Origin of the sequence: Bradyrhizobium sp. CCBAU 11386, from assembly GCF_028128955.1 — a bacterium.
In the GTDB taxonomy this organism is placed as follows: Bacteria; Pseudomonadota; Alphaproteobacteria; order Rhizobiales; family Xanthobacteraceae; genus Bradyrhizobium.
This window is the reverse complement of sequence record NZ_LBKA01000029.1, coordinates 1-24,064: the sequence shown is the minus strand read 5'-3', so window position 1 is coordinate 24,064 and position 24,064 is coordinate 1. Positions and strand designations below refer to the sequence as shown.

The following is a 24,064-nucleotide window of genomic DNA, read 5'->3' as shown; positions in this document are numbered from 1 at the left end:
AGGCGTACGCTTAAACCATACTTTTCGGGGACAGATCAGGCGCTCACAACGCCACTTGGGAGCTGCGCAGATCGGCGAACTAGGATTCGCTAGCATCCCCGCGATTGAGGCGGTCTGCACAATCGTTCACCGTCTCGCAGTGAAAGGTGATGTTGCCGCGAGTAGCGCGCGCACGACCCACCTCGGATGTATCCATGGCCGAGAAACATGGGGAACGAAGCTCGCTTCGCACCCCCGCGCTTTTGATCGCGTAAGCGACCCGCCTTCAATTCGGACCGATGTCAACGACAACGATGCGCGAACCAGGGTCCGTTAGTGCCATAAGTGACGCGGGACCAATCACTGAGGCAGCGCCGATCGCGATCGGCTTCGGCCACAGATTTCCATCCGTCCTCCGATATCGCTATCAATCCGAGACAATCGCGACAGGTGGATCAATCTTGAGAGCCTCGCGGTAACGGTTGGTCATGCTAATGACCGCGCCTGCATCAACCTCAATTTCGCCTGCAGCCGATGCACGAAAGAGGTCAAAAACGTCCCATCCCTGAGCATTCTTCGGCATTGTTTCGTAGCGCGGCACAAGGTGGCAATGGAAATGGGGCACGCTTTCGTTCATTGAAGCGGTATAGATCCGCAAAGCGCCCGTTACTTCCATCAATACCTTTTGCAAATGCCGAAACGTAGGACCAAAACTCAGGGCCTCAGCGTCGTTGAAGAACGCAATGCCCGCTACATGGCGCCGAGTCTGAGCCATCATCCAGCCTGGTACCCCCCTGCCTGGCATCAAGTGGCGAACGAGCCACAGATCGTTTTCATAAATGACTCCTCCTGGCACCGAAGAAGCATTCATGTTGGTTCTGCAAATATCGCAGTTCGGGTCATGCATCATAGCTTCAGACTTCGCCATTATTGCGCCAGTCGATAGGCGTCATGGATTAAGGTTACAGCGCGAGCACAGTCATCAGCTGTGATTGGGGGAGGCTTACCAACGGCAAGCCGCTCGAAACACTCAAGCAACACCCGACGGCAACCGCTTACATACCCCTGCGGTGCAGACACCATTTCATCTCGATCGGCACCGAGGATATGAACTCCACCAGCGACCTCGCGCACGACTGCCTTTTCTCCAGCTAGCTTTTGCTCTCCGTCAGTCACATTCTTGGGCCACGTCGGTAATGTGTATCCGACTTCATTGTGGAAGATTATTCCCTTAGGCGTACGCAGGGTTACATGCGCGTAGTCCTCGACTTCGGAGTTATGAACAACGTTGCTCAATACTGCCGAGACCACCGAAGGCTCCTCTCCTGTGATGAATCGGCAGATGTCAAAGCCGTGGGACCCAAGGTTAAGCAGAGCACCGCCGCCAGCTTGCTTCTTACTAAGCATCCAGGGCGAGTCCCACGCCACATAGCGCTCCATGGTTGGCCGGATCATTCGGAAAACGATATGAGAAATAGCTCCAACTTCTCCGCTCTGCACCATTGAGCGCGCCACCTCTGCCCACGGAGTATAGCGGGCGAAGTAAGGGACGCATACCCACGAATTACGCTTTGATGCGAGCTCGGCAAGCTCTCTTACAGTTACGTCATCAACGCCCCACGGCTTTTCCATGAGAAAAGGAATTCCGGTTTCGACGAGGTGACGAAATATTTCCGGCATATCGACGTGGCGCCCGAGGCCCACGATGAAATCTGGCCGTGTCCGGTCAATCATTTCGCGGTAGTCTTGAAACGGCTCAACCTTGAAGCGCTCGGCGCGATTGCGGACAATTCTCTCGTTCTCATCCGCGATACCGACGACATCAACCTTCATATCGCGCAGCAGCTCGATATAGGCGGCGTCATACGTTGAATGCCAATGGCTTACCCCTACAACTACCACTCGCTTCGGATAGGTCATCGCTCGCCCCAAGGCTTCATTTAAGGTCATTGTGTCGTGCATTATAAGCTGCCGACTCTCCTGCGATCCTCCCTGTCACTAACGCCGTCGCTAAGCCGCCCACATATCCGCGCGTGCTTATGCCGCCTAGATCGCAACCTGCGGCATAGAGATTCGCCATCGGTGTGAGCGAAAGCTCGTCCATATCCGCTTTCGTCAGTGCCAAGGTAGACGTCGTTAGAGATCTTCGCAGGACGTTCATATCAAGATCGGCTTGGAGCCCGCCGCAAGTGAAGGTGATGCCAGACCGCACCATGACTGCGGTAAACGGAGCGGTATCAAGGGGCACGGCATTCTTTTGTCTCGATGGGAATAGTGTGCTGCCACGCCCTTCGCGAATCGCAGCGTTATATTCACGCAGCGAGGCTAGCGCGACGCCGGACGGAACCGACCAGTCAGATAATTTGGCAGCAAGTTCTTCGAGCGTGTCCGCACAAAGAACTGGACCTCCTGCATTGCGCGCCCGATCGATGGCAATCTGAGGAGGATAGGCATTCGGTCCAGCGCCATTCGCTATGAACGCATCGACAATATAGATTCCTGTCGCGTTCGGCTGCGTGGCCATTGCTAGATTGAGCGCTTCTTCTCCTGTTCCCTCCGACTCGTCTGCAAAACGCCGGCCTTCCAAATTTAGGGCTACGGCAAATTGCCCGTAGCGTTGTGTCAAATTGGAGAATTCATGGTGGGAGAAACGAGCGGGAGGCGCCGCCAACGCATGGCCATAGAAGCAGTTTAGATGTGTTGTGGCCGCTGCGCCCGCTGTTGTGGCGGCGAGAAATCCGTCGCCGGCACTCCAAGGATTGCTTCGAAGGTAGAGGGAATTTGCATGGGGGGTAATGTATTGCGTAATCAAACTCGCGCTGCCCTGAAATCCTCCGGTAGCAAGCACCGCTGACTTCGCCTCGACGACAAGAGGTCCCTCATCATCAAAGGCCACTACCCCCGCAACCTGGTCATCGCAAAGGAGCAGTCGCTGCATGCCCGTCCGGACGCGAAGCCGCCCGCCCTTCTCGTCCAACTGCTGCATCAGCGTCGAGGTCATAGAGCGAGGATCCGCTGCTCGGCCTTGCCCATACCATTCAAATGACGTTTCGGGCTCGAGCGCAATACCGAGCTCTTCTAGCCAAGCGTGACCAGCTGGCAGATGATCTACGACAAGCTCCTGGAGCGCTTCGTTGCCGTCAGGAATCTCATGCTTTAGCTGCCTCTTGTCGGAGAAGGTCCAGATTAGTCCATGTGATAGCAGCATAGAACCGCCGACCCGGTTGCCCTTTTCAAGGACAAGAACGTCTGCGCCTTTTTCAATTGCGGTAACCGCCGCGCAAAGACCGGCCATACCGGCTCCGATGACAACTACGTCTGTCTGCTCTCTTCTCACCCTTGCTAATCCCGTAACTATTGAACGCGCCAAGGTTCGCCGGGCTCAACTATGCAGGCTTTGCCGTTGAGGCCATCTTCATTAATCAACATCATCACGGCCCGTGCGATATCGTCAGGTTCCAGAGCAGGCAGATCTTGAAAGCCGGCACGTCGGCTTCTGAAACGCCGCTGAGCCTCTGGGTCAAGTACCGCAGCTGAGTGAGATTCCAAGTCCGTGCGGACGAAGCCAGGGCAAATGCAATTTACCCGGATGTTGGCTTCCTTCTTCAGAAAGGCAAGCGAACGCGTGAGATTTACGACTGCGGCTTTAGTTGCGGCGTAGACCGGATCACTAAAATGAGGCTTCAAGCCGGAGATGGAAGCGGTGTTGATAATAACACCACAGCCTCGCTGGCGCATTGCTTCTGTGCCGTAGTGAATTCCTGACAGGACACCCATGATGTTCACCGAGATCGCTCGCATCCAACACGATGGATCAGAATCTGGGAAGCGCGGCCCCGAAAGGATCCCGGCATTGTTATGGAGGATATCCAAGCCCCCAAAACGCGACACAGCGGCATCTATCATCCGCTTGACATCATCCGGCTTCGAGACGTCAGCGTGAAGCGCAAATGCCTTACCGCCATTACGCTCGATTGCGGATACCGTCTGTTGCGCGCTTTCATAGTCGATATCGCAAGCAAGAAGTCGCGCACCCACCTTCGCTAAGGCGCCGGCCGATGCGCGACCAATGCCAGAACCAGCGCCTGTCACTACAGCAACTTTTCCCTCGGGAGTCATGATGCGTTCTCAACTCAATCGTTGTCCATTATTTGACCGGCCTGATCTGCTGCATTGCTCTCCATTGGGCATTGGGCCAAGGCGTCCAGTTGATCGTGTCTCTAAAGGCGAATGTTATTATCGGGAGATAGGTAGGCAACCCTCCAAGCATCCTCTCATTCTTTAGAGCGGCAATACGCTTGAGCAATTCATTTCGTTGATTCTCGTCGAGCACCTCGGCTTGCTTTTCGAGCAACATGTCCACTTCAGGATCGCTCGAGTACGAGTAGCCCCCCGCGCCTTTCCCGGGATCGTAGCTATGTAAGTGCCCCATCCAAGCCTGCGCAGGATCGCCCGGCAATCCCTGCGGCCATTGCCAGTTAATGATGCCATCGACCCCGGGAAGGCCCGGCGCACCCCGGTCACGCTTGACGAGCGCGAGATAGGCACCAAGTTCGAGGGATCGCACACGGCAGCGAATTCCCACGATCGCGAGATAGGCATACACGGCCTCACCGAACTCCTTGATGTTCGGTTCGCGCGGGGTCGCATGATTGTAGCAAGGTATTTCAAAGCCATTGGGGAAGCCTGCTTCCTTCAGCAGACTCCGTGCCTTCGCTTGATCGTAAGCATAGGGCTTAAGGGAGGGTTCGTAGCCGGCAGCAGCTTCAGCGACCTGAACATACCGCTTGCCCTGCCCGAAGAGGACCTTCTGGATAATAGCATCCAGGTCAATTGCATGAGCTACTGCCTTTCGCACACGCAGATCGTTGAACGGTGAATTCGGCATTTGAGTATTAAAGTTGAGAAAGACGTTGTTACCGCTCGGAACCGTGACGGTCCTTGTATTGGGTAGCGCCTTGAATTCATCGACGAGAGCCAACGGGACGTTGTCAATCAAATCGACGCGGCCCGTTTTGTAAGCGCTGACCCGTGTGACATCTTCCTGTATGACCTTGATCACAAGATTTGCGTAACCCGGGGCCGCGTCGCGCTTCCAGTAATCATTGAACCTTTCGAGGCGGAGCTCGTCTTTGATTTTGCGCGACACGAACTTCCACGGACCTGTCCCAATGGGATGCTGCGCGAACTCCTGCTCACCGACTTGCTCAAAATATTTCTTCGGCATCACAAGAAGAACGAGGTTATCGACGAAAAACTGAGCATCTGCTCTCTTTAGATGGATGCGCACACGTCGTTCATCGAGAGCTTCGACCTTGTCGATAGAGCCTAAATTGTACCCGCTTCTTGGATCACGAAACCGATCGCAAGAGAATACGATGTCATCAGACGTGACGGGATCGCCGTTGTGGAATTTCACACCCGCTCGAAGGACGACGTCGACAATAGGCTTTCCGTTGAGCTCGCCAGAACTCCAAGATTCCGCGAGCCAGCCCTCGCGGTGAAGATCGGGCGTGAACCTGATTAAAGGCTCGAACATCTGGGAGGTAAAGTACGAATCTACACCTGAGGTTATTCGTGAGGGATCGAGCGTCGCTGGCTCGGCAGCAAATGCCACCGTCAACGTGTCCGAGTTTACTTGGGCTTGTGCCAAAGCAGTCTGCGCTTGAGCAGTCAGAAAAAGGAGGGATGCAACTAAGATCGTTCTTGATTTTGAAACCACTTCTTAGGCCTCTTCGAACCAAGTTATCTTCAACTCGTGCGGCCGTATCCGGCTTTCGGCGATATCCGTCATCTAGTCGAACAGGATGCGGCGGTGTCGGACGTACACATCATTCGCACGCGGACATTCGCTACGAGACCTGTCACGTACAAGCTCATGTGCTTGCACCTCACGGTTCGGCGATCACCTGATTCGATAAGCGGCCAACCCCATCGATCTCCACTTCGATCAGATCGCCTGGTTTCATCCAGAGCTGCGGCCTACGTGACTCTCCGACACCTCCAGTGGTACCGGTGACGATTACGTCACCAGCGTCTAGCATCGTGAATGAGGAGCAATACGCTACGAGCGACGGAATATCGAACATGAGGTCATTAATAAGCGCGCGCTGGACTTCTTCTCCATTTAGGCGAGTTACCAAGCTCGAGCGCGTGATATCACCGACTTCATCACGCGTCACGAGGCAAGGTCCAAATGCACCGCTCGCTGGGAAATTTTTTCCTGGAATCCACTGGCTGGAGTGCAGCTGCCAGTCGCGAATGCTGCCGTCGTTGTAACAGCTATAGCCTGCGATAACGTCAAAAGCGTCTTCGCGGCTCACATACCTGCAAGGCTTCCTAATGATAACAGCCAGCTCGCCCTCAAAATCGAACTTTTCCGAGAGACGCGGGCGCACCAGGCTATCGAAATGCCCAACCTGCGAACTCGCGAAACGAGTGAAGATTATCGGGCGCGGCGGACGCGGCAGCCTCGTTTCGGTGATATGGCTCAGGTAGTTCAAGCCGGCACACAGGATGCGGGAGGGGTTGGGAATCACCGGAAGAAACCGGATGTCCTCCAATCCGTAGTCCGGAGTTTCACCCGCATGCGACTGAAGTTTGTCCAACTCCCCTAACGCCGCGCGGAGGTCTTCAAATTTGGTTCGCTTAGTGAGGTCGACGACGCCGCCCCCAGAGAGAAGTCCGAAGCGTTCGCGCCCATCGACCTTGAACGAAAGTAATTTCAAGCGTTCCTCCTTTTCCTTTTCGCCGCTCCGCCGCGGCAATTCCATCCGTCGAACTGGAATAACCGCTCACCCAAGCTCAGAGCGGCAGAGTGGACCTACGACAACGGCGGTGCCCCAGCAGCGCGGCCGGCTTGAAGGTTGATGGCCTCCGACTCCTGACGATGCCTTCAACCAACAAGAGGCTACCTCGCCCGATCGCGAGAACTTACTTCGCCCGCTCGCCGAATTTCCGCGATATCAGCGCAACCGCCGTCGAAATTCTGCTTCATATCCGCCCAGCGCGGCCGCTTTCGTTTCGGTGGTTACGACAGCAGCTGCTGCACTCACGCGAACATGACAATGGTCTTGAAAAATGAGCTCTTGCGGCAATGGGGGATGGATGATGGATGTGCAGAACAGGTTCAATCGCAATGCTGGGTCGTGAGCCAAGCTGCTAAGTCGGTGTTATCAGGCCTGTTCCTTTTGTCCACGGAGTGCGAACGGCATCGAGCTGTATCAGGCCGGTGGCTGAGCCAAATTTCTCACCAAGGCTAGGCGTTTCAGCTTTTCCGAGCGAGCCGATCAGGTCCCGAAGCTTCTGGATCTCCAAGCGAGCCTCAACCAAATCGGGAGATCCTCGGCAAGTCATATCGCGACCAAACATCCGCGGCCAATTCGAGATAACGACAGGACGTAAGCGCCCGATAAGGCCATTCAAGAATACAATTTGCACTCGCAATGCACAAAAGATGGGTGGCTTCGCCGCAACTATGGGCATTGCCAAAAAGCCAGGAGCTCTCGTGTACATTGGAGTAAGCACGACTACGAGCCGAACTGCGGACGAACGTCATGATCTTCGGCCATCGCGCGATCCAACACACATGCTCGATCGGTCGATCATCGTCTCTCGAGGGCGCCAGGCGGGCATCAGCCGGCGCGAGTCGGGTACGCGAAGGAGCTTTACGCTTACCAACGTGTCGGTTCTGTTCACCCTTAAACCGCTGGCGGACCGCTCAACAGATGGCAGGCCGCCTTGCGGCCGTCGGCGAGCGTTATGAGCGATGGATCCTCGGAAGTGCAGATCGGCATCGCATGCGGACATCGCGGGTGAAACTTGCAGCCGCTTGGCGGCTCGAGCGCGCTACCCGTGTCGTCGAAGCCTTCGGCTGCTTTCGGTATGTAGTCCGGATCTGGACGCGGAACGGCGTCCAGCAGCGCCTGCGTGTAAGGATGCTTTGGCGCGGTAAAGATCTGCTGGCTTTCTCCGCATTCGACCACGCTGCCGAGGTATAGCACCACTACGCGCGCCGACAGATGCTCAACCAGCGCCAGATCGTGTGCAATCAGGAGATATGTCAGGCCGAACTTCTCCTGGATGTCCATCAGCAGGTTCAGCACCTGCGCGCGGATCGACACGTCCAGGGCCGAGGTCGGTTCATCAAGGATGATGATGCGCGGATCGAGCGCAAGCGCCCGCGCGATCGCTATGCGCTGCCGCTGTCCGCCGGAGAATTCATGCGGATAAAGATCTGCCGCCGTCGGCGGCAGACCAACGATCTCCAGGAGCTCGGCGAGGCGAGCATCGAGCGTCGCGCGATCGCGCTTGTAATGCGCAAGAATGGGCTCGGTGATGATTCGGCGCACCGTAAGGCGCGGGTTGAGGGAGGCATAAGGGTCCTGAAACACCGCCTGCACCTGGCGGCGGTAATTCTTGATCTCGCGCCTCGACATCTCGCCGAGGCTCTTGCCGTCGAAGGTCACTGCCCCGCCGGTCGGCCGCTCCAGCATCAGCACGAGCTTGGCGATTGTGGTCTTGCCGCAGCCGGATTCGCCGACGAGGGCTACGGTCTGGCCTTCCGGAATCTCGAGGTTGATCTTTTCCGCCGCGCGCACAACGGCGCTTCCGCGATCGGTGCGGACAGTGAAATGTTTGGAGAGGTCGCGAAGTTCGAGGCCCATCTGTCGCTTTACCCGTGTCGCTACTGCGTCGCTGCGAGCCAGCAATTGACGACATGGCCGTCGCGCAGCTCTGTCGCCGGCGGATAGTCGTCGCAGACGGCCATCCGCTTCGGGCAGCGCGGCGCGAAGCGGCAGCCCGTCGGCAGGTCCATCAAATTCGGCGGCTGGCCGGGAATCGCCGCAAGCCGTTTGCGTTTCTGGCCGAGATGCGGGATCGCTTCCAGCAGCGCTTGGGTATAGGGATGCTGCGCGTTGCGGTAGATGTCGCGCACCTTGCCAGTTTCGATGATCCGGCCGGCGTACATGACCGCAATGCGGTGGCAGAGGCCGGCGACGACCGACAGATCGTGAGTGATCAGGATGATGCCAAGCTTCGAGTCACGTTGGATGCCGCGCAGCAGGCTCATAATCTGCACCTGGATGGTGACGTCGAGCGCCGTGGTCGGCTCGTCGGCGATCAACAGGCGTGGCGAGCAGGCGATCGCCATGGCGGTTACGACACGCTGGCGCATGCCGCCGGAAAACTGGTACGGATAATTCTTAAGCCGCCGCTCCGGTGACGGAATCCGCACCCGCCGAAGCCCAGCCGTGGCAGCAGCCATCGCCTCGCGAACGGTCCTGACCAGCTTGTGGTAGAGAAACGGTCCAGAGACTTGGTCGCCGACCGTGAAAACGGGATTGAGCGAGGTCATAGGGTCTTGCGAGATCATCGCAATCTTCGGACCGCGCACGCGGCTCGCCATCTCCTTTTCGGTGAGCTGCAGCAGGTCCTCGCCGTCCAGCTTCACACTACCGTCCAGCCGGCCGTCCCCGTGGATCGGCAGGAGGCGCAGGATCGAGAGGCAGGTCATTGTCTTGCCTGAGCCGGACTCGCCGACGATGCCAAGCGTCTCGCCTTCATTGACATGAAATGAAACGCCATCCACCGCCTTCACCACGCCACGGCGCAGATGCAGGTGCATTTGCAGATTCTCGACTTGCAGAAGGGGCGCGGCGGTCACAGTTGTCTCCGTTTCGGATCGAGCAGGTCGCGCAGCCAGTCACCGAGCAGATTCGAGGAAAGGCAGGTCAGCATGATGACGATGCCAGGCATTGTGATCCCCCACCAGGCATAGGTGATGTACTGCCGCGCGTCAGCGAGCATTAGGCCCCACGAGGTATCGGGCGCCTGTATGCCGAGTCCGAGGAATGACAGTGACGCCTCGAAGAGGATCACCTGACCGACCTGCAACGTCATCAGGATCAGAAGCGTGTTGAAGATGTTCGGCAAGAGGTGCCGGAAGAAGATCGTTAGCGGACCGCAGCCGGCGACCTTGGCGAACAATACGTAATCCCGCTCGCGCAACGACAGGATTTCGCTGCGGACGATACGGCAATACCAGGTCCAGTAGGTGAGCACGACAACGATGACGACAGTAGAAAGGCCCGGATCCATCGTCGCGGAAATGATTAGCGCCAGGGCGAGACTGGGGATCGCCATCATGATCTCGGCAATGCGGATGATCACCGCGTCAACGATGCCGCCGAAGTATCCCGCGATGATTCCAAGCATCGTGCCGATCGCGCCGGAAAACACGATCGCATAGAGGGCGACGATCGCCGACACCCTCGCGCCGGCGATGATGCGCGAGAAGACGTCTCGGCCAAGATTGTCGGTGCCGAGCAGATATTCGCAGCTGCCGCCAAGCTGCCAGAACGGTGGCCGGAACGCGGCGGCGAGGTTCAGTCCGTTGGGATCGTGAGGGGCGATATTCTCTCCGCCGATGGCTGCGACAATGATCAGCAACAGGATCAGAATCGGAATCCAGGGCGTGCCCTTCAAGCGGAAACGAACTAGAAACGGATGCGGCTTTGTGTCTACCACGGCAGTAACAGGCGTTGGAGCCGAGATTACACTCACGGGCGGATCCTAGGATCAATGATGCTGTAGGACAGGTCGACGAGGAAGTTCGACAGCACGAACAGGATTGACGTGACGAGAACGCCCGCCTGCACCACTGGATAGTCGCGTGCGAACACCGCTTCTACAACCGTCCGTCCGAGTCCGGGCCACGCGAACACCGTCTCGACCACGAAAGAGCCGCTCAGCATCGAAGCGAAGTAGACCCCCATGATGGTGACCAGCGGCAGCAGTGCATTGCGAAACGCGTATTTCCAGATCAGCAAGCGCTCCGGCGTGCCAACGGAACGCCCCATGCGAATATAATCGCTATCAAGCACCTCGAGCATGCCAGAGCGGATGATGCGCGTCTGCGCTGCGACTGGATACCAACCAAGGGCGATCGCTGGGAGGATCACATGCTGGACACCGTCGGCGCCGAAGGCGGGAAGCCACTGCAGGGTGACGGCGAAGACGAGGATGAGGATGAGGCCAACCCAGAACGAGGGCACTGCTTGGCCTAACATTGCGATAATTCGTCCGATTTGGTCGACCCACGAGCCCCGATAGACTGCCGACAGCACGCCGAGCGGAATCGCGAGCGCGAGACTGAAGGCAAACGCCGCCATGGCCAGGAAGATGGTCGCCGGCAACCGCTCGAACACGAGTGCCAGCGCCGGCATCTGCCAGCGATAGGACTGACCAAAGTCGCCCTGGACCGCACTCCACAGGAAGCGCAGGTACTGTTCCCAAATTGGCCGATCCAACGCGAACTCCTGTCGCAGCGCATCTATCGCCGACTGCGGGGCATCCATGGGCAGCATCATCGTGACCGGATCGCCAGAAAGACGCGAGATTACGAAAATGATTAAACTCGCGCCGAGAACGCTGACCACGGCGTTGATCAGTCCCTTGGCAAAAACCGCTTTCATCATTGCCTCACTTGGCCGCGGGAGTGTCGGCTATTTTGCAAAGCCGACTTCCTGGAATTGACGCCACGATCCGGGAAACGGCCACGGCCGGAACTCAACGTTGTCATGCCATGCGAACGTATTCACGGGGCGGTACGTAGTCACGCCGCCAAGGACATTTTCATGCTTGTAGCGCGCGATCTGTTTAATGAGCTCCACCCGCTTTTCCGGGTTCATAGTCAGTTTCAACTCGTCGATCATCGCGTCGACCTTTGCATCGTTGGTACTCGAAGCCGAACCAAAGCCCTTTCCCGGCACATAGCTATGTACCATGCCAGCCCAAGGCTCAGCCGGATCGCCGGGCAAGCCATGACCCCACATCGTCATCAAGATGCCGTCAATCTCGGAGCGCGTTGCGCGGCGGGCGACATTGATCCACGCCGAGTACTCCAGCTGCTGCACCTTGCAACGAATGCCGACGGCTCCCAGATAGGCGAACACTGCCTCACCCATCTCCTTGATGTTCGGCTCTCGCGGGGTGATGAGGTTGTAGCATGCTGTGTCGAAGCCATTGGGATAGCCAGCTTCAGCAAGCAGCTGCTTCGCCTCTCGCGGATCGTACGTATACGGCTTGAGTTCTGAGTCATAACCCGTCGAGCCGCGCCACACTTCCGTGTACCGTTCACCCTGCCCGAACAACACATTTTTGATGATGGCATCAACGTCGACCGCATGAGCAAGAGCCAGCCGCACTTTCAACTTGCTGAAAGGCGAATCCGGCTTGTAGGCGGTGAAGTCGATGAAGAGGTTGTTGCCGGTCGGCGCTGTGAATGTTTTCACTCCAGGCATCTTCTTAATTTCGGCGACTGCAGACAGCGGCACCGCATCGATCCAGTCAACGGCGCCCGACTTGAACGCGGCAAGGCGCGTGAGGTCTTCCGGGATGACCTTCAAAATCAGATTCTTGACCGTCGGCCGCGCGTTCTTATTCCAGTAATCAGCGAACGCTTCGAGCCGTAGCTCCTCCTTGACTGTTCGCGACACAAACTTCCACGGACCAGTGCCAACCGGCGCTTTGTCGAAGCCTGCCTCACCCACTTTTTCGAAGTACTTCTTTGGTATCGCCCACAGCTGGAGCGAATTAATAATGTAACTCGCATCGGGCGACTTGAAATGCAGCTTGAAGTGATGATCGTCGATGACTTCGAACTGTTCGACGCTCGCCTGCAAGTTGCTCCAGGGCGAAATTTTCGGATCCCTCAGTCGATCATAGGCAAACTGGAAGTCCTCGGACGTGAGCGGGTCCCCATTGTGGAACTTCACGCCGCTTCGAATGTGCACATCAATAATCGGCTTGTCCGCCGTCCCCTCGACACTCCAAGATTCCGCGAGCCAATTAACCGGCTTCAGATCGGGTCCGTAGCGGACCAGCTGTTCAAACATCTGGCTGTAGAAGTATCCATCGACGCCAGCAGAGGACCTGGTTGGATCGATGACGGTCGCCTCGGCGGCGAGCGCCGCAACGAGCGTGTCCTTGGTTTGTGCGGAGACCGTTGCGTTGAGCGCGAGTAAGCCAAACGCAGCCGCAAGAACACGCAGGATGATCATTCTTCTCCTCCTTGATTGTGTTGCGAACGTAGAAGGCTGCTCAAGTCTAAAAACGCTAAAAATCGGCCAAGAACTAGTGAAATTGAGCGGAAATTCAGAGCATCTTGCAGTTTAGCTGCCGAGCAACGATCCGCGAGCGCCAACCGCCGACGGGCGCCTTGCGGTCGAGGCGGCGCGCCGGCAGCGCGACAACCACGTCGCTCTCGCGCAAGGCGAAAATAGCGCCGCCTGACCTGTGCGTGAGCTTTGGATATCCCTTCAGACTGCTTGGCATAAAACCTGGCATTGGTCGCTATTGCTAGGGAGCGCCTGGGAAATCGGTCGTCGCGATTTTGTCGCGGGCGCCGCACTCATCGATGGCGCTGGATTGCGGGCGAGCAACGAGACTTTGTGGTCGATCCTGCAGCTGGAGAGGAAATAGCGGAAGTTGCTCGTTGCAATGCTGCGGATATGAACCTTGCGATCGCTGCAGCTGAACGATCCTTTGAGGCTTGGCGCGAACTATTGCCAACAAGGCAAGGAGGAGTTCTCCGGTCTTGGGTCGTTGATGCGTCACCATCTGGAAGAGCTCGCCGTCCTAGTCACTGTCGAGCAGGGAAAACCGATCGCTGAGGCTCGATACGAAATTGGCTACGGTGCTGGATTTCTCGAGTGGTTCGCCGCGGAGGGTGAGCGCGCATACGGCGAGACGATCCCCAGCCACAAGCCCGTCAGTCTCCTTCATGTGCGTAAGCAGCCAATCGGTGTCGCGACGGCGATCACGCCATGAAACTTTCCTGTCGCCATGATCACGCGAAAGGCTCGAGCCGCTCTTGCCGCAGGTGTCAAACGCCATCCGCAACTGCCCCCTCATATTGCCTCAGATGACAATATTACCGAAGCGCCCTCTGCTGTCCCTGAATTGGCCGCCGCGAGTCCGAGCAAGCCGGTCGTGAAGCGCGCCCTCCAGCTCATTTTGAGCATCCCTCATCTGTGCCAGCAATGCCACCGGATCAAGCGTGCGGTAAGTCTCACGCAGCCGACGTTTGAATGCCTCGTTGAGATGCGGGTAGACCAATGCTCTTTCGTACGGCGTAGCGGGAGGAAGATAGCGCTTGATCACCTTGGCACCTTCACGGTGCATCTCCTTCAGCTTAAACGAGGGCTGGAAGAAATTGATGTGCAGGCGTGCCGCGGCAAACAGGCGAGCGAATGAGCGAGCGACATCAATGCCTTCAAAGCGCCCGTAGCCCACCAGACGTCGAACGATAGCTCCGTTCTTCTGTTCAACGAACGCTTGATCGTTCTTCTTGTGGGCCCTGGAACGAGTGACTTCGACATCGTGAGAACGGCACCACGACACGACCGTGTCGTTCATGAAGGCGCTGTCGATGTCAAAATCGAGCCCGCGAACGGGCCAGGGAAATAGGTTCTGCGCGCGCTCGAGGGCCTCGACCACAAGAGCTGCTTCACGAACGACGCGCGGAAAGCATTCGGTCCAATCCACCATTGCTAGCGTCTGAATGAAGGCGCCGGATACGGACATGCCCCCGTGCGCAACCAGGTCCGCTTCGCAGTACCCTCCCCAGTCAATGAATGTACGCACCGGGACTTGCCGCCTTACGGCACTGGAAAGGCCCGCCCGCCGTCGGCGTCCTCCGGCTGCTGCGGTCTTTAGGTCGCTCAGCAGGCGATCGATCGTCGCCGCGCTCACCCTCAAACCTTCGACCACTCATCGGCAGAAAGCTTCAATCTGCCGTGCCGTTCAAGATCCGGAAGCAAGAACCGGATCATCGCGACGAGCCGCTTACCTCAGAGCCGGTCAGACACGTCCCATAGCACAATCAGTGCCATGCGAATGGAAGCTCCGCAGGTCCGGCGCCGCCGCCGCGGCACGACCGATCCCGATGCCCCGTCCACTGTCAGCGATCGGATCGCGTGCTTGCGATGCCATCCCGCAACGGCGCACAGCTCGTCCAGGATCGGTCCCTTCTCGAGCCGCCCGATCGCCCGATAATGCTCGGCCAGCGCTGATGTGATCTCGCGCTTTGCGCGCATGCTGATCTTCCCTGCCATATTCGGCAGCTCCGCCCCAGACACGACAGGGATGTTGTCCGGTAACATTTTTAGGGAGGCAATGCGCCCCTTTGCGTCACGAGAAATTGCCCCTTTCTTGGATATCCAAGGGAGAGCGAATGAACGAGGAACGAATCATGGAACGCCCGTCGTGGATTGATCCACGGGGGCAGGTGATGAAGACGCCGGACGACCTGGCGGAGATGTTGCGTCTGAGGGTGTGCGAGTGGGTTCTGAAGCGGATTGCGCGGCAGCTGGGCTGTAGCCATCAAACGGGTGAAGGGCTACGTGGCCGCCGGCGGAGGTGAAGCCGTTCAAGTCGCCTGATCGGGAGGCATATGCCGGAACGGACCAACTTCGCACTCTGCAAAAGGCGAATCAAAGCATGGCATGCCGAAAAGGCGGAGGACCTAATTCTTGGTCGGATCAACCGCACTGGTATGGGATCGCCGGTGCCGACGCGGTCGTGCGGCAGCAGAAGCCGCATCGTTCGGCGTCGAGGTTTCCGGCAGAAGTCTGCATGGCGCCATTGGAATTGATGACGTTGCCAATGCCCCGTCAACGTAAGGTCCACTTGGAGAAGCGCCACCTGCACGCTTGCGCCGAGTGCTGTCGTTTGAGAGCATTGGCGATAACCTCATCATAAGCATGGTGCATGCCCACATGCTTCATCCTTCACGTCATGTCCAGTTTCTCATGCCGTTCCATAGGACCTCCTCAGGTTCGTGGGGTAGCCGGAGCGGAATGCGACTGCAGGTTTCGAGACAGTTAGCGCTCATTCTCAAGCTGGAGCTATTCCCTGTGGTGGACAGCGGCGCGGGCGTAGACGGGTGTGTCCAATCCTTCCAGGCGAGCTTTGAGCTGCAACGCCAGGTAGAGCGAGTAGTGACGGGACATGGCAAGGTTTCCTCCATGAAACCAGAGCCCTTCCTGCGCCGTCGGCTTCCACATGTTGCGAAGTTCGCCTTCCCAGGGTCCAGGATCCTTGGCGGTGTCGGAACCCAGCCCCCAGCACTTACCAACCTTGTCAGCGACTTCCTGTGAGATCAAAGCTGCCGCCCACTGGTTCATCGATCCGTACCCCGTCGCATAGACGATCAGGTCAGCATCCAGACGCGTGCCGTCGTCCAAAATGAGTCCTCTCTCCGTGAGTTGTTCTACTCCGGCCGCAATCACCTTGATCCTTCCTGATGAAATCAACTCGGAGGCGCCAACGTCGATGTAGTAACCAGAACCGCGACGCAAACTCATCACGCCAAGTCCGGAGTTGTCTTCGCCGAACGTCAACTTAAATCCTGAACCGGCGAGCCGCTCATAGAATTCGGCATCGTCTTTCAGGATACGCTCCATCTTCTGCCTAGCAAGTGCAGGTAGAAGTGCGTATGGCATTGAAGCCCCGACGAAGTCGGCATGCTCAGCCGTGACGCCTCTTCTCGCAGCATCCTCCGAGTACAGTGAACCATACCGATCCATCGCTTCAACGCGGACAACCAAGGTCGGCGAACGCTGCAGCATGGTCACCTCAGCGTCATGTTCCCAGAGATCGGCCGCGATGTCATGTGCCGAGTTGTTGGAGCCAACAACCACGCACTTCTTGCCAGCCCAACCCTCTCCACCCGGGTGTTTGCTGGAGTGGTGCTGCACTCCCTTGAACTTGTCGGAACCACGGAAACGTGGCACTTCCGGAAATCCGGACACGCCCGTGGCCAGCACGAGATGTTTGGGACGGACGGTGATTTCGCGATGACCGCGCTGCACCAGGACCGACCATTCGCACCTGTGCTCGTCGTAAGCCGCGCCTTTGCATGTAGACGACGTCCAGTAGTCGAGTTCCATGATCTTCGTATACGCCTCGAGCCAGTCGCCCATCTTGTCCTTCGGCGTGTACACCGGCCAATGATCGGGGAACGGCAGGTATGGCATGTGGTCGTACCAGACAGGATCGTGAAGGCACAGCGAGTTATAGCGGTTGCGCCAGGCGTCACCCGGCCGCTCGTTCTGGTCGACGATCAACGCGGGGACGTCCAGACGCTTCAACCGCGCTCCGAGCGCGATGCCGCCCTGCCCCCCGCCGACAATCAGTACGAAAGGCTGCCGGCTATGTCCAATTTCCTCACCATCCGCCTTCCGGCGATCGCCCCACGACACTCGATCCTTAAAAGCGCCGTGGCGAGCGCCAATCGGGCGCGATGCACCCGATTTTTCTTCATGACCCTTCAGTTCCGTCAAGGCAGTGAAGAGCGTTGAGACCTTTCCATTTTCGAGTCGCACGTGTCCTCGACAACGGCCTACCGATGTTGCGAAGGTGAACCAGCCATCCCCGTCAGGCTCCAGTTCAAAGGAGTCGGGACACACATCAGCCAATCGTGATCTGAGCATCGCCTCGATCGCCGGACGGCCCTCGAGGGTCACGATGTTCCAGGTAAACGCAACGCAGTCACGCCAATAACAGCGTTCGGCAAACATGGAAACCAGTTCGTCTGGATTTGATCGGCGCAATGCGCCAGAAAACTCGTCAAGCCAAGCAGAGTTCATCATTAGGTTTTACCATTCTCATTATGTTTACTATTCTTCGTTGACGCGAATTCGCGCGTCCTCACGTTTCCGGCGCCGCTGCAACCTTTGTCAAAATTCTCACGCCTGCCTTCGCCAAGGACCGAACCCTACAAGCGCGACCGCGGGCGACTACGGCGAAAGGAGGCGCCCGACAGGGAAAGTCTGCGAAAGGATGGCATCTCACGCTGCAAATCGGCCTCCGGGGCATGGCTTACGTCCGAAACCAATGCGGTGGCCCACCGGCGCGAGTGGACGGCGCAATTCAACAAGGAGTCGAGTAAGCATCGCCTATCTCCCTCCCCTCATCCACTGCTGCCGAGTGCCGACGGAAAGATTCCCGCCTTCCTTAAGGGCCGAGGGCAGTGCACTCGCCGACTAGCTAGGGCGCCAGCGGCCAGCACGCGCAGCGCAAGGCGACGTGCGAGCCTTGAAGCAGGCGACGGGCAGTCAGGGCGTGCTACGCACGGACGCGGATGCGGCCGAGGTCAAGGCGATGGTCGAAGCCGGCATTGGGTCCTGAACCACCGCCTGCACCTTGGCGGCGGTAATTCTTGATCGCGCCTCGACATCTCGCCCAGGGCTCTTGCCGTCGAAGGTCACCGCGCCGCCAGATTATTCCCAGTATCAGCCGTCTCGCTCGTTATTGTCAGAGCGCTTGTCGATTCTGACCTCTGGATGATCCTACTATCCAGCGAAACTAGAATCGTTGGCCGCCATGGCGGAACTGGCGGGTTCTGCCAATCCCAACGGGATCGCGTGGAGAGACTAGCCGGCAGCTTACGTAAAACACTTTCGAAAAGGGGGACATTTGCAATTTCCAGGGTTTGAGACGGATTTCTCCAAAAAGCGCTTGGCAATGCAGGAAATCGGCTGAGCGGCGCGAAATCGCGGCGCAAATATCTTTGGTGGGACAGTAAGGTAGCCGTAATTCAACAACCTGCGCGTGAGCCTTGGATGTCCCTTCAGACTGCTCAGCATAAAACCTCGCATTTGATCGCTATTGCTAGGGAGCGCCTGCAAAATCTGCGCCGTCGCGATTTTGTCGCGGGCGCCGCGCTCATCGATGGCCGCTGGATTGCGGGCGAGCAACGAGACGTTGTGGTCGATCCTGCAACTGGAGAGGAAATAGCGGATGTTGCTCGTTGCAATGCTGCGGATATGAACCTTGCGATCGCTGCAGCTGAACGATCCTTTGAGGCTTGGCGCGAACTATTGCCTACAAGGCGAGGAGAAGTTCTCCGATCGTGGGCATCGTTAATGCGTCACCATCTGGAAGAGCTCGCCGTCCTAGTCACTGTCGAGCAAGGAAAACCGATCGCTGAGGCTCGGTACGAAATTGGCTACGGTGCCGGATTTCTCGAGTGGTTCGCCGCGGAGGGTGAGCGCGCATACGGCGAGACGATCCCCAGCCACAAGCCCGCCAGTCTACTTCATGTGCGTAAGCAGCCGATCGGCGTCGCGGCGGCGATCACGCCATGGAACTTTCCTGTCGCCATGATCACGCGAAAGGCTGGAGCGGCTCTTGCCGCTGGTTGTCCGATCATTGTTAAGCCTGCTCCCGAGACCCCACTCTCTGCTCTTGCACTAGCGAGATTGGCCACGGAAGCGAGCGTTCCGCGTGGTGTCTTTCAGGTGCTTGTTGGTGATCCTGTCGCTCTTTCGACGTCTCTGTTGCGCGATACAAGAGTGCGCGCCCTGTCATTTACAGGATCCACTCAGGTTGGCCGGCTGCTTTTGGAAGGCGCCGCGGAAACCGTAAAGAAAGTGTCGCTCGAACTCGGGGGGCATGCCCCTTTTCTCGTCTTTGATGACGTTGATGTTGACAAGGCAGTCAAGGGAGCGATGGCCGCCAAATTCGCGACGTCTGGGCAAGACTGCTTGGCGGCTAACCGCATTTACGTGCAAAGGGGCATCTATGACGCTTTCGTCGAGGCGTTTGCGGCGGCGATGGCTCGACTGAATGTCGGTCACGGATTGGAGCCTGCAACAGATATCGGCCCAATGACGAAGCTGTCGGTCGCCGATAAGTGCAGAGCTCAAATCGACGACGCTGCAGCAAAGGGAGCGCGGGTTATTTGCACGAAGCAAGGCGAAAGACTGGGGCCAAACTTCGTTTCACCAACGCTGCTCAGCGGTGTCACGGACGAGATGCTCATTGCTCGTGAAGAGACATTTGGCCCCGTGGCCGCAGTACTTCCGTTCGATTCGGAGGAAGAGGTTCTCGCCAGAGCCAATGCCAGCGAGATGGGGCTAGCAGCGTACGTCTACACGGACAGTCTGCGTCGAGCTCTCCGACTGTCGGAGCGCATCGAGTGCGGCATGGTGGGTATCAATACAGCTTCGTTCACGGGGCCACCCATTCCGTTCGGCGGATGGAAGCAATCCGGACTCGGTCGAGAGGGTTCGCGACACGGAATCGATGAATACATGGAATTTAAATACGTTTGCTTCGGCGACTTGGCGGCCTAGGAGAATTCGGTATGACTGAAGTTAAGAACATCGCGGCACTCGATCGCTCAAGCGTCCTTCATCCCTTCACTCAGCTCAAGGAATATGCGAGCGGCAAGATCGGTGATCCCACGATCGTCGCTGGGGGCAAAGGGATTCGTATCGAAGACGCGCAGGGACATAGTTACATTGACGGGTTTGCAGGCCTGTACTGTGTAAATATTGGATATGGCCGGACCGAAGTGGCTGAGGCCATCGCGCGGCAGGCTTACAAGCTGGCATATTACCACACCTATGCAGCGCATACGACCGAGGAGCTCGCGATCCTGTCGGATCGACTCGTACGAATGGCGCCAGGCAAGCCCAGCAAGGTATTTTTTGGGCTCTCCGGATCGGACGCGAATGAAACCCAAGCCAAGCTCGTTTGGTACTATAACAATCTGCGTGGTCAACCTAAGAAGAAGAAGATCATCTCGCGCGAGCGCGGATATCACGGCTGCTCGGTCATTTCCGGTTCGATGACAGGTATGTCGTTCTACCATGACTATATGGATCTTCCGTTTCCGGGCATCTTGCATACCGGCACGCCGCACCACTATTGGGGCGCTGAGCCAGGTGAGACCGAAGAGTCATTTTCTCGGCGGCGTGCGGCCGAACTTGAACAGCTGATCCTGCGAGAGGGCCCGGAAACAATTGGCGCTTTCATTGCTGAGCCCGTGCTGGGTACGGGAGGAATTACGCCGCCTCCTACCGGCTACTGGCGTGAAATTCAGGCCGTCCTCAGGCGATACGACATTCTTCTGATTGCCGACGAGGTCATTTGTGGATTTGGCCGGACCGGCGCTGACTTCGGCAGCACGCTGTATGGGATCGAGCCAGATCTGGTGACAGTCGCGAAAGGTCTGACATCCGGATACATCCCGCTTTCCGGAGCCATTGTCGGTGAGAAGGTCTACGCTGTTATGGAGGAAGCGGCCGATCGGGTCGGATCGTTTTCGCATGGCTATACTTATTCCGGTCATCCGATTGCGGCCGCTGCCGCTAATGCAGTTCTTGATATCGTCGAAAAGGAGCGACTAAGAGATCGCGCGCGGATTGTCGGCTCGCATTTCCAAAAACGGCTCAAGGAACGGTTTGCACAGCTCGAAATTGTGGGTGAAGTGCGGGGCGTGGGCTTGCTTGGTGCCATCGAATTCGTTGCGGATCGTCAGGCGAAGCGTCGATTTGATCCGGAGCTCAAGGTGGGTGCCCGTATCTCGAAGGCGGCCCGAGATCGGGGGCTTATTGCCCGCGCAATGCCGCATGGAGATATTCTCGGATTCGCTCCGCCTCTTGTTGTATCGGAGGCTGAGATCGACGAAATTGTTGATCTGGCGTATCGTGCGACAAAGCAAGTAATGGACGAACTCGCGAAGGACGCTTAAGAGCACGGTTCAAGCGCCTTTCACATCGGCCGACATCGTCAGCCACGACATCGGTTCATAGTCGGCACGAACCGGCAACTTCCGGAATTTGGCACGGACCGTGCCCGGACGGACGGCCGCGTAGCAGCGTGCCAGGTGCCGCCGCTCATTAAGGAGGGCGCACCTCCAGTTTTGGATAATGAGGAGATGCGTAATAAACGGTGCTGATACCAACCTGATCCTCCAGGAGCCCGCGGCGATGCTCAGCCGAGGGCTCTTTTTTTCATGCCGCGCGCTCCCATCCGAGTGCCGAAGCCTTGACAGGATGGCACACCTGTCTTTGCGTAAGCTATAGGTCCTGGACGAACAAAGCAGGGTCGATCTAAGATCGACAGTGATGGAGGCAGACGGCCGCGGATCGAAGGCCGCCCCCGCGCACTGACCTGATGGTCGAGAATTGTCAGCATGGACAGCTCATACGATCAGAGCCCTTGGTCGACTGCAGGCGGCGCGTTGGTCTGACGAGGAGAAAGCGCGGATTGTTTTGGGAGGCGTGTCCGAGGACATTCACGGCAACCGCACCAAATCCGAGGTGGCTTTATCAGGGCCGTTGTGGCCAAGGACAGCCCCGTGAGACCTGGCCTTGATTGCGAGCAGGTCAGCCTGGCGCCGTGCTATGTCATCCCCGCGATAAGCCGCCGCGAGCTACCCCAGTCATGATAGTCGAGAAAGTTTGACCAAGCTCGGCCCTCGAACAGGAAGTCGAGCGCTACCGGAGCGGACGCCGACCCGCAGTCGAGCGTAAGCGTAGTTCTGCGGCCCTTTTGAACGGCGCTTGACGCCTATTTTGAGCGCGTGGTGCGTCGCCGAGGCTTCCATATTTCCGACAATGCATTGACGGCGGCCTCGAGCGCCTTCCGGTCGACGACGTTGGGATCGAACTGCTCGGGGCCCCAGAGGCGCATTTGTTCGTGCTCCGGATGGGTGGGGTCGCTGATGGCGTCGAGGTATTCGGCATAGCCTGACGCACCACCGACATCTTCCGGAGGACAACGGCCGGCGGCCTCGAGCAAGAGGGGAAGTCCCTCCGTTGTCGTGTTGTCGAACCACTTTTCAAGCTTGATCACGTGATCCCAGCTGTCGCCGAAGTCGTAGAGATAATGGATCGTCTTGGCGCCGGTCTCTTGAACGATATTGGAGAGCCGCGTCTTGCGGGCATCGATGGGCTGAGGGTCAAAATCTCCATCGGGATCAGGGATACCCCAACGGCCGTCGCCGGCTAGGAACTCGAAGAGATGGCTATTCGTCCAGCCAAACGCCGCCTGAAGCGTCAGATGCAGCCGATCAAGGCGCAGGGTGATGGGTACGACAAGACACCGCATCACCTCCGGTTTCACGTCCTTGAGGGTTACCCTGATCCGGACGGCGGTCGTGTTAAGGCTCATGCTGCCAGTCTCGGATCGAGCGCATGCATCGTATAGGTCGATGCCCAGGGAAGCAGTTCGTCCAGTCGCGCCGCAGGCCAGCCATTAACGAGCTTCGCGAGAACATCGGAGAGCCAGTGCTCGGCACTGACGCCATTGAGCTTACAGGTCTCGATTAACGAAGCCAGAACTGCCCAATTCTCGGCGCCCTCGTCGCAACCGGCAAAAAGGGAGTTCTTGGCGTTGAGCTTGATCGGCCGCATCGCTCGCTCGACCGCATTGGTATCCATCTCGATGCGCCCGTCATCAAGGTACAGTGTCAGGCCGTTCCAATGCCGCAGCGCATAGCGCAAAGCCTTCGCCGTGTCGCTCTTCTGTGCAAGGTGATCAAGCTTGGCCTCAAACCACTGCTTCAAGGCTGCAGCCAGAGGCCTGGCATGCGCCTGCCTGCCGGCGTGGCGCTCGTCCGCAGATCGGCCGCGGAGAGCCTTCTCGACCGCATAAAGCTGGGCGATACGCTCGAGAGCCTCGCGGGCAACCGGAGCTGGCGCTGGCGCCACCTCCCGTTCGATCTTCACAAACTGCCGCCGCAGATGCGACCAGCAGAAGGCGAGCGTCCCGGACAGGGCGTCCGCACGCGTCTCTCGGGTCATGGTCTTGTAGGCCTGATAGCCGTCGCAATGGATGATGCCGCGATAGCCCTCAAGCAGCCGCAAGCCATGAACGGCGCCGCGGCCCGGTGCATAGGCATAGACCACTCCAGGTGGATCAGGCCCGGCCCAGGGCCTGTCGTCGCGCGACAGCGCCCAGAAGTAGCCGGTTTTCGTTCTGCCGCGGCCCGGGTCCAACATCGGCGCCGGGGTCTCATCGACGCAGAGTTTCGAGGAGGTGAGCAGAAGCTGGCGCAGCCGATGCCACAACGGCTTCAGTTCCTGGGCGGCATAGCCGACCCAGAAGGCGAGCGTGGAACGGTCCAGCGCTATTCCGTGCGTCGCCAGCATCTGCGCCTGGCGGTAAAGCGGCAAATGCCAATGATACTTCGCGTCGATCACATGTAAAAGAAGGGACTTGAGCTGACAGTGAGTGCTTTGTCGCGGCAGGTGTCCGACAAAGGTTTCATGTCCGACCTCACGCA

Annotated in this window: 18 protein-coding genes and 1 pseudogene; 3 read left to right on the top strand and 16 right to left on the bottom strand. The window is 57.9% G+C overall.

Annotation, left to right across the window (positions count from 1 at the left end; genetic code table 11):
- Positions 1–406: 406 nt before the first annotated feature.
- From XI09_RS07150 to XI09_RS07100, 11 genes are all read right to left on the bottom strand, one after another.
- Entirely contained in the window at positions 407–907 is a 501-nt protein-coding gene (locus XI09_RS07150; protein WP_271566251.1) for an HIT family protein, read from the bottom strand.
- On the bottom strand, positions 907–1,941 hold the full coding sequence (locus tag XI09_RS07145; protein WP_271566250.1) for a Gfo/Idh/MocA family protein: 1,035 nt from the start codon (positions 1,939–1,941) through the stop codon (positions 907–909). The genes XI09_RS07150 and XI09_RS07145 overlap by 1 nt, the downstream gene beginning before the upstream one ends.
- Positions 1,916–3,316, bottom strand: a complete 1,401-nt coding sequence (locus tag XI09_RS07140; protein WP_271566249.1) for an FAD-dependent oxidoreductase — start codon at positions 3,314–3,316, stop codon at positions 1,916–1,918. The genes XI09_RS07145 and XI09_RS07140 overlap by 26 nt, the downstream gene beginning before the upstream one ends.
- Positions 3,317–3,333: 17 nt before the next feature.
- Positions 3,334–4,098, bottom strand: coding sequence for an SDR family NAD(P)-dependent oxidoreductase (locus XI09_RS07135; RefSeq protein WP_271566248.1), 765 nt, complete (start codon positions 4,096–4,098; stop codon positions 3,334–3,336).
- Between the two features lie 28 nt (positions 4,099–4,126).
- A complete protein-coding gene (locus tag XI09_RS07130) occupies positions 4,127–5,701 on the bottom strand; it encodes an ABC transporter substrate-binding protein (RefSeq protein ID WP_271566247.1) in 1,575 nt (524 codons plus the stop codon).
- Positions 5,702–5,870: 169 nt separating this feature from the next.
- Entirely contained in the window at positions 5,871–6,707 is an 837-nt protein-coding gene (locus XI09_RS07125; protein WP_271566246.1) for a fumarylacetoacetate hydrolase family protein, read from the bottom strand.
- A gap of 972 nt (positions 6,708–7,679) precedes the next feature.
- Positions 7,680–8,645: an ABC transporter ATP-binding protein gene (locus XI09_RS07120; RefSeq protein WP_271566245.1), complete on the bottom strand. Its 966-nt coding sequence runs from the start codon at positions 8,643–8,645 to the stop codon at positions 7,680–7,682.
- A 20-nt stretch (positions 8,646–8,665) separates the two neighbouring features.
- Complete coding sequence (locus XI09_RS07115; RefSeq protein WP_271566244.1) at positions 8,666–9,646, bottom strand: ABC transporter ATP-binding protein; 981 nt, start codon at positions 9,644–9,646, stop codon at positions 8,666–8,668.
- Positions 9,643–10,467 (bottom strand): ABC transporter permease, encoded by an 825-nt coding sequence (locus XI09_RS07110; protein WP_271566243.1) that lies wholly within the window; start codon positions 10,465–10,467, stop codon positions 9,643–9,645. Before XI09_RS07110 ends, XI09_RS07115 begins: the two co-directional genes overlap by 4 nt.
- A gap of 74 nt (positions 10,468–10,541) precedes the next feature.
- Complete coding sequence (locus XI09_RS07105; protein WP_271566242.1) at positions 10,542–11,459, bottom strand: ABC transporter permease; 918 nt, start codon at positions 11,457–11,459, stop codon at positions 10,542–10,544.
- Positions 11,460–11,486: 27 nt separating this feature from the next.
- Positions 11,487–13,043 carry an ABC transporter substrate-binding protein gene (locus XI09_RS07100; RefSeq protein ID WP_271566241.1) on the bottom strand — a complete coding sequence of 519 codons (1,557 nt, stop codon included), beginning with the start codon at positions 13,041–13,043 and terminating at the stop codon, positions 11,487–11,489.
- Positions 13,044–13,433: 390 nt separating this feature from the next.
- Between XI09_RS07100 and XI09_RS46020 the strand changes: the two are divergent.
- A pseudogene (locus XI09_RS46020) lies at positions 13,434–13,812 on the top strand (aldehyde dehydrogenase family protein).
- 90 nt (positions 13,813–13,902) lie between these two features.
- On the opposite strand, the gene XI09_RS07090 reads toward XI09_RS46020, so the two are convergent.
- The 3 genes from XI09_RS07090 to XI09_RS07080 form a co-directional block, all read right to left on the bottom strand.
- A complete protein-coding gene (locus XI09_RS07090) occupies positions 13,903–14,568 on the bottom strand; it encodes a hypothetical protein (RefSeq protein ID WP_271566240.1) in 666 nt (221 codons plus the stop codon).
- Between the two features lie 266 nt (positions 14,569–14,834).
- Entirely contained in the window at positions 14,835–15,080 is a 246-nt protein-coding gene (locus XI09_RS07085; RefSeq protein ID WP_271566239.1) for a hypothetical protein, read from the bottom strand.
- A gap of 810 nt (positions 15,081–15,890) precedes the next feature.
- Positions 15,891–17,636, bottom strand: coding sequence for a flavin-containing monooxygenase (locus tag XI09_RS07080; RefSeq protein ID WP_271566238.1), 1,746 nt, complete (start codon positions 17,634–17,636; stop codon positions 15,891–15,893).
- A gap of 1,008 nt (positions 17,637–18,644) precedes the next feature.
- On the opposite strand from XI09_RS07080, the gene XI09_RS07075 reads away from it, so the two are divergent.
- Both XI09_RS07075 and XI09_RS07070 read left to right on the top strand, forming a co-directional pair.
- Positions 18,645–20,123, top strand: a complete 1,479-nt coding sequence (locus XI09_RS07075; RefSeq protein WP_442869542.1) for an NAD-dependent succinate-semialdehyde dehydrogenase — start codon at positions 18,645–18,647, stop codon at positions 20,121–20,123.
- An 11-nt stretch (positions 20,124–20,134) separates the two neighbouring features.
- Positions 20,135–21,526 (top strand): aminotransferase, encoded by a 1,392-nt coding sequence (locus tag XI09_RS07070; RefSeq protein WP_271566236.1) that lies wholly within the window; start codon positions 20,135–20,137, stop codon positions 21,524–21,526.
- 821 nt (positions 21,527–22,347) lie between these two features.
- Here the strand turns inward: XI09_RS07070 and XI09_RS07065 are convergent.
- Together XI09_RS07065 and tnpC are read right to left on the bottom strand one after the other, a co-directional pair.
- On the bottom strand, positions 22,348–22,950 hold the full coding sequence (locus XI09_RS07065) for a plasmid pRiA4b ORF-3 family protein (RefSeq protein WP_080133334.1): 603 nt from the start codon (positions 22,948–22,950) through the stop codon (positions 22,348–22,350).
- The coding region (gene tnpC, locus XI09_RS07060) for an IS66 family transposase (protein ID WP_271566235.1) at positions 22,947–24,064 on the bottom strand (1,118 nt) is incomplete at its 5' end. The genes tnpC and XI09_RS07065, both read right to left, overlap by 4 nt.